This is a genomic window from Duganella sp. OV510 (genome assembly GCF_900100205.1).
In the GTDB taxonomy this organism is placed as follows: Bacteria; Pseudomonadota; Gammaproteobacteria; order Burkholderiales; family Burkholderiaceae_D; genus Rugamonas.
The window spans coordinates 447,182-461,400 of record NZ_FNEQ01000003.1 but is presented as its reverse complement, the minus strand read 5'-3'; the positions used below and the strand labels follow the sequence as shown (position 1 = coordinate 461,400).

Below are 14,219 nucleotides of genomic sequence, written 5' to 3'. Positions count from 1 at the left end.
TGTGGGCAGCTTGCATGCGCATCCCAGGATCGCCAGGATGCGCATGATGTGTAACGCAGGATTAAAATTTAGAAGACCGACAGCACCGGGTAGCGGCGCCATTCAGGTTCTTCGTGGCGCTTGCCGTTGGCGAAGATGAAGCCCAGTACCGCTTCCTGGTCCGATACCAATGATGAATTGTTGGCCTTCCATGCTTCGAATTTGGCTTTCAGTTCCGGTTCGGTTTCCAGCATCTCCAGCGCCAGGTCTTCGAACACGTAGTCGGAGAAGTTTTCTTTTTTCTCCAGCACGCTGTTGAAGAAGCCCCAGCGGAAGAACGAGTCATGGCCTTGCGGTTCCAGCGTTTCGACAGCGTAGCGGGCGTTGGCCTGCTTCAGCGGCACGAACCAGTCGCCCGGCTGCACGGTGAACAGCGCAGTGTGCGCTTCCAGCTGCACATCGTCGTGGTACATATGGCCTTCGTAGGCGTGCGGACGCGAGATCACGGAGACGATGTGGTAGTACTGCGCTTCCACTTCCTGCGCGTCTTCGAAGCGCGCCATTTCCACGCCGTTCCATTGCAGGCGCTCGATGGCTTCGCGCCACGCTTGCGGAATGATGTAGCCTTTCGGCGCGCGCACGGTGGCTGACGGCACGAAGCTGTTGTAGTAGGCGATGTCCTTTTCCCACGGCTTGCTGCGGTCGTAGGACAGGCGCTGGTAGTCGCCCAGCAGGCTAGGCGTGCGCTGGGCTTCGTAGCCTTTGAAGCGGAAGGTCGATGGATTGTTTTCGTCCATCTTCCAGCTGACGGTCCATTCGGTGGCGTTGGCGGCTTGCTCTTTGGCTTCGGCGCGCAGTTGTTTGATTTGTTCGCCGTATTGCACGGTGAAGGCCATCGTCACATCCAGCAGGGCGCGCATCGAATCGTAGCGGTCCTTGAACGGTTTGAGCATGTGCGTTTCCGGCATGAAGCCGATCACGTGGTGCAGGGCGGCGAAGCCGGTCGAAAAGCGCGGCACTTCGAGGAACTCGGCGATGCCGTCATCCGGCGTGTCCTTGACTGGATTGACGTAAGGGCAGGTCGGCCAGCCTTTGGCTTCCATTTCTTTGTAGATGTGCGGCAGCATGGTCTGGCGCAGGAAGGGGCCGAGGCCGTAGCCCAGCTTGTCCGCCTGCGTGTGGATCAGCGTCATCGTGTATGGATAGTCGGCGCCGTTGGAGGTGTGGGTGTCCACCATCACGTCCGGGTCCCAGCTGGTCAGCAGCTGGTTGAACAGCTGGGCGTTGTACGTGTCGCACTTGACGAAGTCGCGGTTCAGGTCGAGGTGGCGGCTGTTGCCGCGGAAGCCGAACTGCTCCGGGCCATCCTGGTTGACGCGCGAGGTGTTGGCGCGGTTCAGCGCGCCGTCGACGTTGTACAGCGGGACGAACAGCAGCACGGTGTCGCCCAGCGCCGCCAGCCTGGCCGGATCGAAGCACAGGTCGCGCACGATGGCCATGCAGGCATCCACACCTTCCGGTTCGCCAGGATGGATGCCGTTGTTGTTGAAGAAGACGGTGCGGCCTTCGGCCTTGATCTGGCTGCGGTCGTGCACGCCGTCGGCACTGACCACGCCGGCGTGCACCGGGATGCCGCCGTCGGACAGACCGATCTGCTCAAACCGCAGCACGTGCGGGAAGCGTTGCGCCAGCTCGGTGTAGAAGGCGATGCATTCGCTCCAGGTGGTGGTTTGATTTTGATTGCCTTTTTCATAAGGCGTCAGCATGTCGTGCATGGTCGTCTGGATCTCAGCGGGATGGGAGGGAAGGGCGGGATTGTATCATTGTGCCCGTTTTTTGAGCGCTCCCGGCCGGGGCTTTGCGTTGCTTCAAGGTAAATTCAGGCTGTCGATGTTTTACTGGCTTCCTGATGATGACGGGAGGCGGCGATGCGATGGTACGTGGCGGTGTTGCTGGCGCTGGCATGCAGCTGGAGCATGGCGCAGGGGCTCGTGCAGTTGGCGGGCAAGGGATTGGTGCAGATTCGCTTCCAGGGGCTGAGCGTGCTGGTGGTGGCTGCGGATGCCGAGGCGTACTGTCAGGAGGCCGCGCCCGGCTGGCCTGCGGCGGATCTGCTGCTGGTGCTGCCGGCCGGTGCTGGCCGCTATGAAGGGTTGGCGCCGCTGCACGCGCTGCGTGATGGCGCGGCGGTGGTCGTGCCCGAAGCGTTCGGTGCTGGCAGCGAAAATGGCGGGGCTGGCGCGGCGCGCGTGTCGCCGTCGTCGGGTCCGCGCCTGCATCCGCTGCGGCCGTGGAGTACGCTGGACCTGCGCAAGCAGGCAGCATGGCTGCGGGTGACGGCCATGCCGGGCGCGCCGGGCACAGTGGCGGTGGCTGGCTATCTGCTGGAGGTCGGCAACCGTCGCGCCTCTTACCGGCTGTATGCCGGCGGTGCGGAGGATGAGGCGGCCGTGCTGGCGCAGCGTCTGCCAGGTGCTGATCTGGCGCTGCTGCCGGGGCGGGACGGTGCACGTCTGCTGGCACTGAATCGCGGCACGCCATCCAAAAGCCAGTCGGCCGCGCTGACGGCGGCCGGCTATGCCTTCAAGGCGCTGAAGCGCTGATTATTTCTTGGCGGTGGTTTCGACCCAGTCGGCGTAGGTGTCGATGAATTTCTTCAGGAATTGCCTGGTGCTGTCGTTGTTGATCTTGCCGTTGTCGTCCAGCAGTTTGGCGGCGCCGCCGATATAGGCTTCCGGCTGCTGCAGGATCGGCATGTCGAGGAACACCAGCGACTGGCGCAGATGGTGGTTGGCGCCGAACGCGCCGGTGGCGCCTGGCGTCACGCTGACGATGCCGGCCGGCTTGCCGCTCCACACGCTGCTGCCGTAAGGACGCGAGCCGACGTCCAGTGCATTCTTCAGCGCCGCTGGCGTCGAGCGGTTGTATTCCGGCGTGAAGAACAGCACGCCGTCGTATTCCTTGATGCGGTCGCGGAACTGCGTCCACGCCTGCGGTGGCGTCACGCCGTTGCCTTCCAGATCCTCGTTATACAGGGCCAGCTCGCCGATCTCGACGATGTCCAGGCTGAGCGATTCCGGCGCCAGTGCAATGACCTCGTGGGCAAATTTGCGGTTCAGCGACTCCTTGCGCAGACTGCCGATCACAACAGCGATTTTCTTCGCGGACATGGATATCTCCTTCGGGTGGGTTGGATGGAAACGATACTGTAACCGATTCGCCAACCAAGCCCCGCTATGTTAAAGGTCATACCGGCTTGGCTACCATAAGGTAGAAGATGCCGAGAAACGCGAAGAAGGCCGGCACACCAAGCACCACCCACGCGGTGAAGCAGCGCCAGAACTCTTTCGACAAGGGCAGGCCGCGTGCCGCCGCCGAAGCGGACAGCTTGCGCAGGCGGATCTGCAGCCACACCACCGGCAGCCAGCACGCCAGCGCTACCAGGTACAACACCAGTGACCACATGATCCAGCGGCTGTGCAAGGGATAGCCCGCCAGGTGCACCAGATAGAAGCCGGTCGCCGGCTGCACGATCATTGTGGCGCCGGTGAAGATCCAGTCGGTCAGCACGACAATGCGGGTGACCACCGCAATCGCCGTCACATTGCGGCTGATGACGGCGAACAGCAGATACCAGGCTGAGCCAATACCGGTGCCAAACAGCAAGGTCGACGATAGTATGTGCAGCCATTTGAACATGATGTATTCCATCGGCTTCCTTCCTCAATTGTTTCCGCTGCTTAAGCCGCGCCGTCCCGATGGTTTTTTCGGTATCGTGATTTCGTCTTGACCTTACACGAATCGGGGTAATCGCTATGGACAATTGGAAGTTAATGATCGGCAAGGGCATGCTGCCCGGTGCTTTGGCCAGCGTGGCATCGGCTGCGGTGCTGGCGGCGCGCGCGAAAAAAGACAGCGGCAGCGTGTTCGGTGGCGTGAATGCCGTCAGCCATTGGCTGTGGGGCGACAAGGCGTTTCGCCGCGATGGGGCGTCGTGGAAATACACGCTGGTGGGCTATGTGATTCATCACGCCAGCGGTGTGTTCTGGGCCAGCCTGCTGGAGCAGGCTGCGGGCAAGGTGCTGGCGCGCCGCTCACCCAAGTCCACGTTGGCGGCCTCCGTGACGGCCGCAGCGGTAGCGTGCTTCGTTGATTACCAGCTGACGCCCAAGCGGCTGCAGCCCGGTTTTGAGGAGCGGGTGTCGCGCGGCTCGCTGGCGCTGGTGTACGCCGCCTTTGGCCTGGGCCTGGCGGCCGGCGCGCTGCTCAACCATCGCAAGCGGGAAAGGGCGGTCACATGACGGGCGCCTTGCCGAAGAAGGTCTGCCTCGGCCTGCAGGGCGCGGGCACGTATGGCGCCTACACCTGGGGTGTGCTGGACCGCTTGCTGGACGACGAGCGCTTCCTGATCGACAGCCTCAGCGGCAGCAGCTCAGGCGCCGTCAACGCGGTGGTGCTGGCCGATGGCTATGCGCGCGGCGGTGGCCGCCGTGGCGCGCAGCAAGCCTTGCGGCGCTTCTGGACCGCGCTGGGCCAGGCCTTCATGTTCACGCCACTGCAGCGTACCCCGCTTGACCATTGGGCAGGCGGTTGGACGATGGAATTTTCGCCGGCCTATCAGATGCTGGAAATGGCCGGCGCCTTGATCGGGCCGGTGCCGGAAACGCCGCTGTCGCAGAATCCCTTGCGCAAGTTGCTGGCGGCGCTGATCGATTTCGAGCGCGTGCGCGCCTGCGAGGAGTTGCAGCTGTTTGTGGCGGCCACCAATGTACGCACCGGCGCCGGCCGCATCTTCATGCGCGAGGAACTGGATGTGCAAAAGGTGCTGGCGTCCGCCTGCCTGCCGACGGTGTTCGCGGCGGTCGAGGTGGATGGCGAGGCCTATTGGGATGGCAGCTATATCGCCAATCCGCCGCTGGCACCGTTCCTGCAACGGGATGGCGCCGACATGATTATCGTGCGTAACAATCCGGTGGCGCGGGCGCAGGCGCCGCGCACCATGGCCGACATCGGCAACCGCTCGAATGAGATTGCCTTCAACACCAGCTACCTGCGCGAGCTGAACGCCTTGCCGCAGGCGCTGCCGCGCCGGCATCTGATCAGTGGTGTCGAGCTGCTGTCGGGCTACAGCGTTTCCAGCAAGCTGAACGGCGAGCCGGCTTTCCTGCAGCACCTTTACCAGCATGGCCACACTGCGGCGGACAACTGGCTGGCACAGCATGGAGATGCGGTAGGCATCGCTTCCACGCTATAAAAAAACCACGCCGCGTTGCCGGGGCGTGGTTCGTGATGGGAAGGCGTGGATTATTCGGCGCCCATTTCCTTCAGCAGGTTGTCCGCGTGGTCGATGTGCTTCATATTCCACAGGATGTAGCGCAGGTCGACCTGGATGTCGCGGGTCATCTTCTTGTTGAAGTCCCAGTCGGAGATGATCGAGTCCAGCGTGCCATCGAACGCCAGGCCGATCCATTCACCCTTGCTGTTCAGCGCGGCCGAACCGGAGTTGCCGCCGGTGATGTCCAGCGTCGCCAGGTAGTTGACCGGCACAGTCTTCAGCAGCGGATCGGCGTACTTGCCGTACTCCTTGGCCTTGATCGCTTTCAGCTGCGCGGCAGGGGCGTTGAACTCGCCCTGGCCGGTGGCTTTTGCGGCCACGCCTTCAACGGTGGTGAACGCCTTCCAGGTGGTGCCGTCGGCGCCTGGATCGCGGCCGGCGATCTTGCCGAAGGTGACGCGCAGCGTGCTGTTGGCGTCAGGATAGACGGCCTGGCCCTTGCTGTGCATGTAGGCGATCTTGGCCTTCATGTAGTTGGCATAGGCTTGTTGCAGCTTGCCGCCCAGTTCTTCCTCTTCTGCTTCGGCTTTCAGGTCCGGGCCGTACAGCGCCACGGCGGCCTTGATGAAGCTGTCGTCGCTGGCCTTGAAGTCTTCCGGCTTGCGTTCCAGCCAGGCTTTGCGCTCGTTGGCATCGCCCAGCTTGCTGCCGGCGTACAGCTTGTCCAGCGCGGCTTGCAGGTCGGCCTTGCTCATGCCGTCCTTGATGCCGGCGACGGCGTCAAACGCGGCGTTGCGTTGCGCTGCCGGCTGGGCGGCGTACTTGCTCAGGCTGTTCAGCACCAGCGCCTTGTCGACTTTCTCGTCGTAGTTGCGCACCAGCGCATCGACCGACGCCTTGATGCGCGGCACGTCACGCACCTGGTAGCCCGACTTGCGCTCGGCGTCCGGCTTGGTGTTTTCGTTGGCCAGGCGGTACAGCACGCGCGCGCTGTTCAGCAGGCGTGGTTTGGACGAGCCCAGGTAGTAGTCCTGCTTCAGTTCCGCATCGCGCTGGGCGATCAGCTTCTCCACCGCCTCGATGTCGCTGGCGTACTCGGCCTTGCGCTTGGCGTCGGCGTTGATCCACTGCTTCAGCGCTTCGTGCTCGGCGGTCTTACGTTGCAGCATATCGCTGCCGGCGTAGGAGTCCAGCATGCCCTGGCGGTTCTTGTAGTAGTTGTTGATGCTGGCTACCTGCGACGCGTACTTCAGCGCGGTGTCCTTGTTGTCCTTGGTGGTGTCAGCGATGATCGCCAGGCTTTCCGCCGACTGCTTCACAAACGCCGGATAGTTCCAGTCGAAGGTGAACGCCACTTCCGACGGCAGGCGGTGGCGGTTGGTGCGGCCAGGGTAGCCGAGGACCATGATGAAGTCGCCTTCCTTGACGCCTTCCTTGGCCAGCTTCAGGAAGTGCTGCGGCACGTAAGGCACGTTGTCCTTGCTGAAGTCGGCGGCCTTGCCGTCCTTGCTGACGTAGGCGCGGTAGAAGCCGTAGTCGCCGGTGTGGCGCGGCCACATCCAGTTGTCGGTGTCGCCGCCGAATTTGCCGACGCCTTCGGCCGGTGCGTGCACCAGGCGCACGTCGCGGATTTCCAGTTGCTTGATCAGGTAGAACTCCAGGCCGCCGTAGTAGGACGACACGGTGCAACGGTGGCCGGCGTCTTTTTCGCACTCGGCCTGGATGGATTTCTGGTGCTTCTCGATCGCATCGCTGCGCGCCTTGCCGTTCAGCTTGGCCACTTCCGGCGTGACCACCTGCTTGCTGACATCGGTGACCGCCTTGGTCACCCAGATGCGCGTGCCCGGCGCGGCCGGCACTTCTTCGCCCAGGTTATGGGCCAGGAAACCATTGGCCAGCAGATTGCGTTCCGGCGTCGAGTTATGGGCGACGCTGCCGTAGACGCAGTGATGGTTGGTGGCAACCAGGCCCTGCGGCGACACGAACGATGCCGAGCAACCGCCGAGGCTGACGATAGCGCCCATCGGGAATTCGGTCAATTTGGTCAGGGTGGCCGGGTCCAGCTTCAGGCCGGCGGCTTTCAGTTGCTTGGCTACTTGTGGCAGCTGCTGTGGCATCCACATGCCCTCATCGGCATGGGCTGCGGTGCTCAGGATGGCGAGCGCGAGAAGAGTTTTTTTCATGGTTTTCCTGATAAAGATGTGGCGCACAGCAGTATCCGCAGACCTTCCGTGCGCGTCAACCAGAATTTTGTGGAGGCAGTGTGGATGTTCTGAAAACCGGGGTCAGTTCTGCCAAACGTACACGGGCTCAACTGCATTGCAGTTGAGCCCGTGTACGTTTGGCAGAACTGACCCCGGAGGTTTAGTCGGCTTTGATGGCTTCGATCTGGATAGCGAGTTTGACTTCTGGCGAGAAGTTCGGCAGGCCGTAGTTCAGGCCGAAGTCGCTGCGCTTGAATTCAGCGGTGGCGTCGGCGCCGCAGACTTCTTTCTTGTAGCGCGGGTGCATGATGCACTTGAACTTGTCGACTTTCAGCGATACCGGCTTGGTCACGCCCAGCAGCGTCAGCTCGCCTTCCACGCCGACCAGCTTGTCGCCGTCAAACTTGAACGATTTGCTGGTGTAGGTGATGGTCGGGAACTTGGCGACGTTGAACATCGAGTCGTCCTTGGCGTGCTTGTTCATCGCGTCCAGGCCGAAATCGATCGAGTCGGCGTCGATCTTCACTTCCAGCGAGCCGGTCTTGGCCGCGCGATCCAGGTTCACCGTGCCGCTGGTTTTGTTGAACTTGCCACGCCATACCGACAGGCCCATGTGGTCAGCCTCGAAGCTCGGGAAAGTGTGCGTCGGGTCGAGGTTGTAGGTCGCGGCCATGGCGGACGTGGCCGAGGCGGCCAGCAGCGTGGCGATCAGGATCTGTGCTTTCATCTTATCGGGTCTCCCTTGGTGGTTGGTTATTGCGCTACTACGTGGAACTTGATGGTGACGTCGTCAGCCACCATGCTGGTGTCTTTCCATTCGCCTTCGCCGATGTTGTAGGCCAGGCGCTTGATCGGCACGGCGCCGTCAAACACTTGCGTCTTGCCTTCGGTCTTGACGGTCAGCGGGAAGGTGACGTCGGTGGTCTTGCCCTTGATGGTCAGCTTGCCGGTCACGTTCAGCTTGCCGGCGCCGGCTGGCTTGATCGACGACGAGACGAAGGTGGCTTTCGGGAATTGCGCGGCATTGAACCATTCTTTCTTGGCGACTTCCTTGTTGTAGTCGGCGTCGCCCAGGTCCATGCTGCCGGTCTCGACTTCGACGGTGGCCTTGGCGGCGTCCGGCTTGGTGGCGTCGTAGTCGATGTTGGCGGTGAATTTCTTGAACTTGGCGTCGATCGGCACGTTCATTTGCTTGAAGGTGGCGGTGACGGTGCTCTTGGCCGGATCGGTTTTCAGCACGGCGGCGCTGGCGGCAAAGGCGACACCCAGCAGGGCAACGATGGCAATTTTGTTCAGGGTTTTCATTGTTCAGGCTCCGGTGGATGAGATTACAGCGGCAACATGCGTTTCAGCGTCACGTCGCGGTCGATAAAGTGGTGCTTCAGGGCGGCCAGGGCGTGTGCTACGACAGATGCAGCCATCGTCATGGTCAAAACATAATGCAAGGTTTTTAAAGTTGCCTTAAGTTCAGGATCTGGCGCGAACGGCGCCGGCATCTGCCAGATTCCCAGGTAGACCACCGGCACGCCGGCGGCATACGAGTACAGGTAGCCGGAGATCGGCACCGCGAAGATCAGCAGGTACAGCAGGTGGTGCATGCCTTCGGCGATCTTGTGCTGCCATTCGGGGATCGAGACCAGTTTCGGTGGCGGCTTGTGCGTGACGCGCCACAGCACGCGCAGCACGGCCAGCAACAGCACTGTCACACCCATCCATTTGTGCCAGGAGAAGTATTTCAGCTTGGTCGGCGAAAAGCCGGGAATCGCGACCATCGACAGGCCGAGAAAGAAGGTGGTGATGATGAGCAAGGCGACTAGCCAGTGTAGCAACATGGCGGTTTTGGTATAGCGTGGCATAAAGCGGCTCCGGGGAAGTAGTACGTATTAGGACTAAATATACCAAAGAAATCCAGGATGTGCTTGCCGGGACGAAAAAAAGCCCCGGGGCGCTGGCGCTGCCGGGGCTAGTGTAAAGCAGATTGCTTATTTACATCAGATGGCTTTAGCCAGAGCTGCGGCGATGCCGGTGTAGTTGGCCGGGGTCATGGCCAGCATCAGGTCCTTGGCTTCCTGCGGCACGGCCAGGCCGTTGATGAATTCCTGCAGCGCGACTTTGGAGATGCCTTTGCCACGGGTCAGCTCTTTCAGCTGCTCGTACGGATTCTCGATGCCGTAGCGGCGCATCACGGTCTGCACCGGCTCGGCCAGCACTTCCCAGTTGGCGTCCAGGTCGGCTTCCAGGCGGGCTGGATTGACTTCCAGCTTGTTCAGGCCGCGCAGGCAGCTGTCGTAAGCCAGCAGCGTGTAGCCGAGGCCGACACCGATATTGCGCAGCACGGTCGAGTCGGTCAGGTCGCGTTGCAGGCGCGAGACTGGCAGCTTCTCGGACAGGTGCTTCAGCACGGCATTGGCCAGGCCCAGGTTGCCTTCCGAGTTTTCGAAGTCGATCGGGTTGACCTTGTGCGGCATGGTTGACGAACCGATTTCGCCGGCTTTCAGCTTCTGCTTGAAGTAGCCCAGCGAGACGTAGCTCCAGATGTCGCGGTTCAGGTCCAGCAGGATGGTGTTGACGCGGGCGAAGGCGTCGAACAGTTCGGCCATGTAGTCGTGCGGCTCGATCTGGATGGTGTACGGGTTGAACACCAGGCCGAGGCGCTGCTCGATGACGTTTTTCGAGAACGCCGGCCAGTCGAACGATGGGTAGGCCGACAGGTGCGCGTTGTAGTTGCCGACCGCGCCATTCATCTTGCCGAGGATTTCCACCTGTTCGATGCGCTTGACGGCGCGTTGCAGGCGGGCGACGACGTTGGCCATTTCCTTGCCCAGCGTGGTCGGGCTGGCGGTCTGGCCGTGGGTGCGCGACAGCATCGGCAGTTCGGCGTTGGCGTGGGCGATGTCGGTCAGCCGGGCGATCACCTTGTTCAGCGATGGCAGCATGACGTTGTCGCGCGCGGCCTTCAGCATCATGCCGTGCGAGGTGTTGTTGATGTCTTCCGAGGTGCAGGCGAAATGGATGAACTCCGATGCGGCCACCAGTTCCGGCACGTCCTTGACCTGTTCCTTCAGCCAGTACTCCACGGCTTTGACGTCATGGTTGGTGACGGCTTCGATTTCCTTGATGCGGGCAGCGTCTTGCTCGGTGAAGTCGGCAGCGATCTTGTCCAGCAGGGCATTGCCCTCGGCCGAGAACGGCTTGATTTCGTCGAAACCGGCCAGCGACAGCGCTTGCAGCCAGGAGATTTCTACTTTGACGCGGTGGTGCATGAAGCCGGATTCGGACAGGATAGGGCGCAGCAGATCGGTTTTACCAGCGTAGCGGCCGTCCAGTGGCGACAGCGCCGACAGCGTGGAGTAAGGAGTAGTGGTCATGATGGAAAGAGCGAAGTTGAAAGAGCAGAGCGTGATTTTACCATTGGCGGGCGGCCAGCCCGCCGATGTTATACTGAGGCCTGTTCTTCCTCTATAAGTGTCTATGAAACTCATCGGTTCCCTCGCCAGCCCTTATGTCCGCAAGGTGCGTGTTGTTCTCGCGGAAAAAAAGCTCGATTACCAGTTTGAACTGGAGAATGTGTGGGCGGCAGACACCACCATCAGCCAGTTGAATCCGCTCGGCAAAGTGCCCAGCCTGGTCATGGAAGATGGCACGGTGATGTTTGATTCGCGCGTCATGGTCGAGTACCTGGATACGCTGACGCCGGTGTGCAAACTGCTGCCGCCGAACGGCCGCGACCGTGCCGACGTCAAGTGCTGGGAAGCGCTGGCCGATGGCATGCTGGACGCCGCCGTCAGCGTGCGCCTGGAACGCACCATGCGTCCGAAGGAATTGCAAAGCGAAGAGTGGATGGCGCGCCAGATGCGCAAGGTTGACCTCGGCCTGAAGGCGCTGTCGGAGAAACTGGGCGAACAGCCTTATTGCGCCGGCATCCATTACTCGCTGGCCGACGTCGCGGTGGGCTGCACGCTGGGTTGGCTGTCGTTCCGCTTCCCGGACATCAGCTGGCGCGACGATTATCCCAATCTGGCCAAGCTGCATGACAAGCTGGCCGAGCGCCAGTCGTTCAAGGATACGGTCCCGCAATGAAAAACGCCCCGCAAGGGGCGTTTGCTTTCTTACTCGTCGATGCTCATCTGGCTTTGCAGGTAGTTCTGGATGCCCACTTTGCCGATCAGGTCCAGCTGGGTTTCCAGCCAGTCGATGTGTTCTTCGGTGTCTTCCAGGATCATCAGCAGCAGGTCGCGCGACACGTAGTCAGCGGCCTTTTCTGCGGCGGCGATGCCTTCCTTGACGGTGATCTGCGCGCCTTTTTCCAGCTTCAGGTCGCAGCCCAGCATCTCTTCGGTGTTTTCACCAACCATCACCTTGTGCATGGCTTGCAGATTAGGCAGGCCGTCCAGCATCAGGATGCGGTCGATCAGTTTGTCGGCGTGCTTCATTTCGCCGATCGACTCTTCCCACTCTTTCTTGCCGATCTTTTCCAGGCCCCAGTGCTTGTACATCTTGGCATGCAGGAAGTACTGGTTGATTGCGGTGAGTTCGTTGGTCAGCTGCGCGTTCAGCAGACGGATGACTTCTTGATCGCCCTTCATGGCTGTTCTTTCTGTATTAGTTACGAATGGCGCCATTGTGCACGAAATTCCGGAGGATGTGTAGCGAAATTCCCGGTAATTTCGTCGAAATCCTATCTAACTTCGGTTATTGAGAGCATTGGTGCAAATGAAAACTATTAGCATTCGTGTGTGAGGCATCCCACTGTCGGTGGTCGCCCGCGCCGCTACCATGGAAGCTCAACTAAAGGAGCAATGCCATGGATTCCATCAACGCCCAGCAACCAGAACACAATCATCAGGACCTCGTTGGCGAAGACGCCGTGCGCAAGATCCGCGAGTTTGTCGACAGCACCGCAGGCTGCTTCTTCTGTACCAGCGATGCCAGCGGCGGTCCCGGCGATGCCCGTCCGATGACGGCGCTGGATGTGGATGAGCTGGGCAACCTGTGGTTTATCTCCGCCAGCGACAGCCTGAAGAATCAGGAGCTGGCGGCCGATCCGTCGGCCACGCTGTATTTCCAGGGCTCGGCGCATTCCGAATTCATGCACCTGGAGGGCATCGCCACGGTGCTGCGCGATCCAGTCAAGCTGAAGGAGTTGTGGAGTTTTACGATGAAGACGTGGTTCACCGGTGGCGAGGACGATCCGCGCGTGACGCTGATCAAGTTCGCGCCGACCTATGGCTACTACTGGGATACGAAACACGGTAAAGCCGTCGCCAGCGTGAAGATGCTGTTAGGCGCCGTGATCGGCAAGACCCTCGATGATTCCATCGAGGGCCGCCTGGACCTCTGATTAACCGAGCTGGAAGTTGATGGGCACCAGCGCATAGACGGGGATGGCCTTGCCGTCCTCGACATGCGGTTTGTACAGTGCGCGCAGCACCGCCTGGCGGCCAGCTTCGTCCAGGTTGGCGGAGCCCGACGATTTCTGGATCGTCACCTGCTCCGCATTCCCCTTCTCACCGATCAGCACACGCAGCGTGACCGTGCCGCTCTCGCCCATGCGGCGGGCGATGCTTGGGTACACCGGCTGCGGTGCACGGATATATTCGACTCCCGATACCGTTTTAGGCGTGGCCGGCGCTGGTGGCGCTGGCGGTGCTGCCGTGTACGATGGCACGGCATTGGCCGGCGCCGGTTCGCTTGGGCGCGGCTGCGGTGGCGGCAGCGTGATGGTTGGTTCGGTCTGAACGATGTTCACCTGCGGCAGCGGCGGCACGAAGGTCTGCTTCGGCGTAACCAGCGGCACCTCTTTCGGCGGCGGGGTCGGCTTCAGCGGCTCAGGCGAGGCCACGAAGGAGACGTTCACAACTTGCGGGATGATGGCGTGCGTAACGGTACGCAGCAGGCCGGAGTAGGCCAGATAGAAGACCACGGCGTGACCGACAACGATCGCGGTCAGTGGGGCCAGTTTACGGGTGCGGCGTTTGAATTCCAGTGCAAGGCCGGCGTCGTCCGCGGACAGCGGCGACGCCGTCCGACTGTAGCTCATTGTATTCATGATTAGTTGGTGAAGACTGGGCGTTTCAGCACAGTTTCTTGCATGTCGGCAGCGGCTTGCGCGGCCAGGTGTTCATTGAGGATGTCTTCGGCGCAGGAGAAGCATTGACCGCAGCAGGTCGCGACGCCCAGGGCGTTGCGCAGCTCGTCCATCGACGTGATACCAAATTCCATGGCTTGACGGATTTCGCGATCGGAGATGTTGTTGCAAACACAAACAATCATTGATGCACCTTCTGGCTTGGGTAATAAGTTCGGGTTAAGACTTTTCTGACATGATTGCCAGCAACTTAATGCGAATCATTATCATTAAACGTATACTGCCGTAAACCGCAGCAGTATGCAAGCTAAATAGTAGTCATTCGCATTACCGTTTATAATGCTAGTATCTAATTCCATGCCGCAGCCAATCTTGCCAGCGGCAATCTGACCGGATTTGCTCATGACGCATGCTGTTCCCCCGATTACCCTGGATGCACTGAAGGTAGGCGCGACTGCCACCGTGGTGCATGTTTCTGCTGGCGAGGCCGCCGATGATGGCGTCAGCCTGTCGCGCCGCCTGATGGAGCTGGGCTTTGTGCCTGGCGAAAAAATCCGCATGCTCAAGCGTGGCATGCCGGGCGGTGAACCGTTGGCGATCAAGGTCGGCAACGCCACTTTTGCATTGCGCCGCTTTGAAGCTGCGTTGGTCTCGATTCAACCGGAATAAGAAT

General features: G+C 60.9%; 17 protein-coding genes. 6 read left to right on the top strand and 11 right to left on the bottom strand.

Annotated elements, in window-relative coordinates; genetic code table 11:
• Window positions 1–68 precede the first annotated feature (68 nt).
• Window positions 69–1,754, bottom strand: coding sequence for a M14 family zinc carboxypeptidase (locus tag BLS51_RS11995; RefSeq protein ID WP_090182379.1), 1,686 nt, complete (start codon window positions 1,752–1,754; stop codon window positions 69–71).
• Window positions 1,755–1,907: 153 nt separating this feature from the next.
• On the opposite strand from BLS51_RS11995, the gene BLS51_RS11990 reads away from it, so the two are divergent.
• Window positions 1,908–2,582, top strand: coding sequence for a hypothetical protein (locus tag BLS51_RS11990; protein WP_139168691.1), 675 nt, complete (start codon window positions 1,908–1,910; stop codon window positions 2,580–2,582).
• Here the strand turns inward: BLS51_RS11990 and BLS51_RS11985 are convergent, their stop codons facing one another.
• Together BLS51_RS11985 and BLS51_RS11980 are read right to left on the bottom strand one after the other, a co-directional pair.
• Complete coding sequence (locus tag BLS51_RS11985; protein WP_090182383.1) at window positions 2,583–3,149, bottom strand: NADPH-dependent FMN reductase; 567 nt, start codon at window positions 3,147–3,149, stop codon at window positions 2,583–2,585. It lies immediately after the preceding gene.
• Between the two features lie 76 nt (window positions 3,150–3,225).
• The gene (locus BLS51_RS11980; protein ID WP_090182385.1) at window positions 3,226–3,690 is read right to left on the bottom strand and encodes a DUF2269 family protein; all 465 of its coding nucleotides are present in this window, start codon (window positions 3,688–3,690) and stop codon (window positions 3,226–3,228) included.
• Between the two features lie 104 nt (window positions 3,691–3,794).
• Here BLS51_RS11980 and BLS51_RS11975 point away from each other — a divergent pair, with 104 nt between their 5' ends.
• Both BLS51_RS11975 and BLS51_RS11970 read left to right on the top strand, forming a co-directional pair.
• Complete coding sequence (locus tag BLS51_RS11975; protein ID WP_090182388.1) at window positions 3,795–4,280, top strand: hypothetical protein; 486 nt, start codon at window positions 3,795–3,797, stop codon at window positions 4,278–4,280.
• Complete coding sequence (locus BLS51_RS11970; RefSeq protein WP_090182390.1) at window positions 4,277–5,233, top strand: patatin-like phospholipase family protein; 957 nt, start codon at window positions 4,277–4,279, stop codon at window positions 5,231–5,233. The genes BLS51_RS11975 and BLS51_RS11970 overlap by 4 nt, the downstream gene beginning before the upstream one ends.
• A gap of 50 nt (window positions 5,234–5,283) precedes the next feature.
• On the opposite strand, the gene BLS51_RS11965 is transcribed toward BLS51_RS11970, so the two are convergent.
• From BLS51_RS11965 to purB, 5 genes are all read right to left on the bottom strand, one after another.
• Window positions 5,284–7,437, bottom strand: coding sequence for a S46 family peptidase (locus tag BLS51_RS11965; protein WP_090182393.1), 2,154 nt, complete (start codon window positions 7,435–7,437; stop codon window positions 5,284–5,286).
• 181 nt (window positions 7,438–7,618) lie between these two features.
• On the bottom strand, window positions 7,619–8,185 hold the full coding sequence (locus BLS51_RS11960; protein WP_090182396.1) for a YceI family protein: 567 nt from the start codon (window positions 8,183–8,185) through the stop codon (window positions 7,619–7,621).
• A 26-nt stretch (window positions 8,186–8,211) separates the two neighbouring features.
• Window positions 8,212–8,763, bottom strand: coding sequence for a YceI family protein (locus BLS51_RS11955; RefSeq protein WP_090182397.1), 552 nt, complete (start codon window positions 8,761–8,763; stop codon window positions 8,212–8,214).
• 23 nt (window positions 8,764–8,786) lie between these two features.
• Window positions 8,787–9,314, bottom strand: coding sequence for a cytochrome b (locus BLS51_RS11950; RefSeq protein ID WP_090182400.1), 528 nt, complete (start codon window positions 9,312–9,314; stop codon window positions 8,787–8,789).
• A 135-nt stretch (window positions 9,315–9,449) separates the two neighbouring features.
• On the bottom strand, window positions 9,450–10,826 hold the full coding sequence (purB, locus tag BLS51_RS11945; RefSeq protein ID WP_090182403.1) for an adenylosuccinate lyase: 1,377 nt from the start codon (window positions 10,824–10,826) through the stop codon (window positions 9,450–9,452).
• A 103-nt stretch (window positions 10,827–10,929) separates the two neighbouring features.
• On the opposite strand from purB, the gene BLS51_RS11940 reads away from it, so the two are divergent.
• On the top strand, window positions 10,930–11,538 hold the full coding sequence (locus tag BLS51_RS11940) for a glutathione S-transferase N-terminal domain-containing protein (protein ID WP_090182405.1): 609 nt from the start codon (window positions 10,930–10,932) through the stop codon (window positions 11,536–11,538).
• Window positions 11,539–11,567: 29 nt separating this feature from the next.
• Here the strand turns inward: BLS51_RS11940 and bfr are convergent, their stop codons facing one another.
• Complete coding sequence (bfr, locus tag BLS51_RS11935; protein ID WP_090182408.1) at window positions 11,568–12,044, bottom strand: bacterioferritin; 477 nt, start codon at window positions 12,042–12,044, stop codon at window positions 11,568–11,570.
• 218 nt (window positions 12,045–12,262) lie between these two features.
• On the opposite strand from bfr, the gene BLS51_RS11930 reads away from it, so the two are divergent.
• Window positions 12,263–12,799, top strand: coding sequence for a pyridoxamine 5'-phosphate oxidase family protein (locus BLS51_RS11930; RefSeq protein WP_090182410.1), 537 nt, complete (start codon window positions 12,263–12,265; stop codon window positions 12,797–12,799).
• Here the strand turns inward: BLS51_RS11930 and BLS51_RS30515 are convergent, their stop codons facing one another.
• Entirely contained in the window at window positions 12,800–13,498 is a 699-nt protein-coding gene (locus tag BLS51_RS30515; RefSeq protein ID WP_304529050.1) for an energy transducer TonB, read from the bottom strand. It abuts the gene before it with no gap.
• An 11-nt stretch (window positions 13,499–13,509) separates the two neighbouring features.
• Window positions 13,510–13,731: a (2Fe-2S)-binding protein gene (locus tag BLS51_RS11920; protein WP_090182415.1), complete on the bottom strand. Its 222-nt coding sequence runs from the start codon at window positions 13,729–13,731 to the stop codon at window positions 13,510–13,512.
• 217 nt (window positions 13,732–13,948) lie between these two features.
• Between BLS51_RS11920 and BLS51_RS11915 the strand changes: the two genes are divergently transcribed.
• Complete coding sequence (locus BLS51_RS11915) at window positions 13,949–14,215, top strand: FeoA family protein (protein ID WP_090182417.1); 267 nt, start codon at window positions 13,949–13,951, stop codon at window positions 14,213–14,215.
• Window positions 14,216–14,219: the final 4 nt, after the last annotated feature.

Excerpts from the sequence above, each read along its gene's own strand:
- BLS51_RS11990 (WP_139168691.1), top strand. The coding sequence starts at position 1,908 with ATGCGATGGTACGTGGCGGTGTTGCTGGCGCTGGCATGCAGCTGGAGC.
- BLS51_RS11955 (WP_090182397.1), bottom strand. The coding sequence starts at position 8,763 with ATGAAAACCCTGAACAAAATTGCCATCGTTGCCCTGCTGGGTGTCGCC.
- BLS51_RS11920 (WP_090182415.1), bottom strand. The coding sequence starts at position 13,731 with ATGATTGTTTGTGTTTGCAACAACATCTCCGATCGCGAAATCCGTCAA.
- BLS51_RS11950 (WP_090182400.1), bottom strand. The coding sequence starts at position 9,314 with ATGCCACGCTATACCAAAACCGCCATGTTGCTACACTGGCTAGTCGCC.
- BLS51_RS11995 (WP_090182379.1), bottom strand. The coding sequence starts at position 1,754 with ATGCACGACATGCTGACGCCTTATGAAAAAGGCAATCAAAATCAAACC.
- BLS51_RS11965 (WP_090182393.1), bottom strand. The coding sequence starts at position 7,437 with ATGAAAAAAACTCTTCTCGCGCTCGCCATCCTGAGCACCGCAGCCCAT.
- BLS51_RS11970 (WP_090182390.1), top strand. The coding sequence starts at position 4,277 with ATGACGGGCGCCTTGCCGAAGAAGGTCTGCCTCGGCCTGCAGGGCGCG.
- BLS51_RS11930 (WP_090182410.1), top strand. The coding sequence starts at position 12,263 with ATGGATTCCATCAACGCCCAGCAACCAGAACACAATCATCAGGACCTC.
- BLS51_RS11985 (WP_090182383.1), bottom strand. The coding sequence starts at position 3,149 with ATGTCCGCGAAGAAAATCGCTGTTGTGATCGGCAGTCTGCGCAAGGAG.
- BLS51_RS11980 (WP_090182385.1), bottom strand. The coding sequence starts at position 3,690 with ATGGAATACATCATGTTCAAATGGCTGCACATACTATCGTCGACCTTG.
- purB (WP_090182403.1), bottom strand. The coding sequence starts at position 10,826 with ATGACCACTACTCCTTACTCCACGCTGTCGGCGCTGTCGCCACTGGAC.
- BLS51_RS11960 (WP_090182396.1), bottom strand. The coding sequence starts at position 8,185 with ATGAAAGCACAGATCCTGATCGCCACGCTGCTGGCCGCCTCGGCCACG.
- BLS51_RS30515 (WP_304529050.1), bottom strand. The coding sequence starts at position 13,498 with ATGAGCTACAGTCGGACGGCGTCGCCGCTGTCCGCGGACGACGCCGGC.
- bfr (WP_090182408.1), bottom strand. The coding sequence starts at position 12,044 with ATGAAGGGCGATCAAGAAGTCATCCGTCTGCTGAACGCGCAGCTGACC.
- BLS51_RS11940 (WP_090182405.1), top strand. The coding sequence starts at position 10,930 with ATGAAACTCATCGGTTCCCTCGCCAGCCCTTATGTCCGCAAGGTGCGT.
- BLS51_RS11915 (WP_090182417.1), top strand. The coding sequence starts at position 13,949 with ATGACGCATGCTGTTCCCCCGATTACCCTGGATGCACTGAAGGTAGGC.
- BLS51_RS11975 (WP_090182388.1), top strand. The coding sequence starts at position 3,795 with ATGGACAATTGGAAGTTAATGATCGGCAAGGGCATGCTGCCCGGTGCT.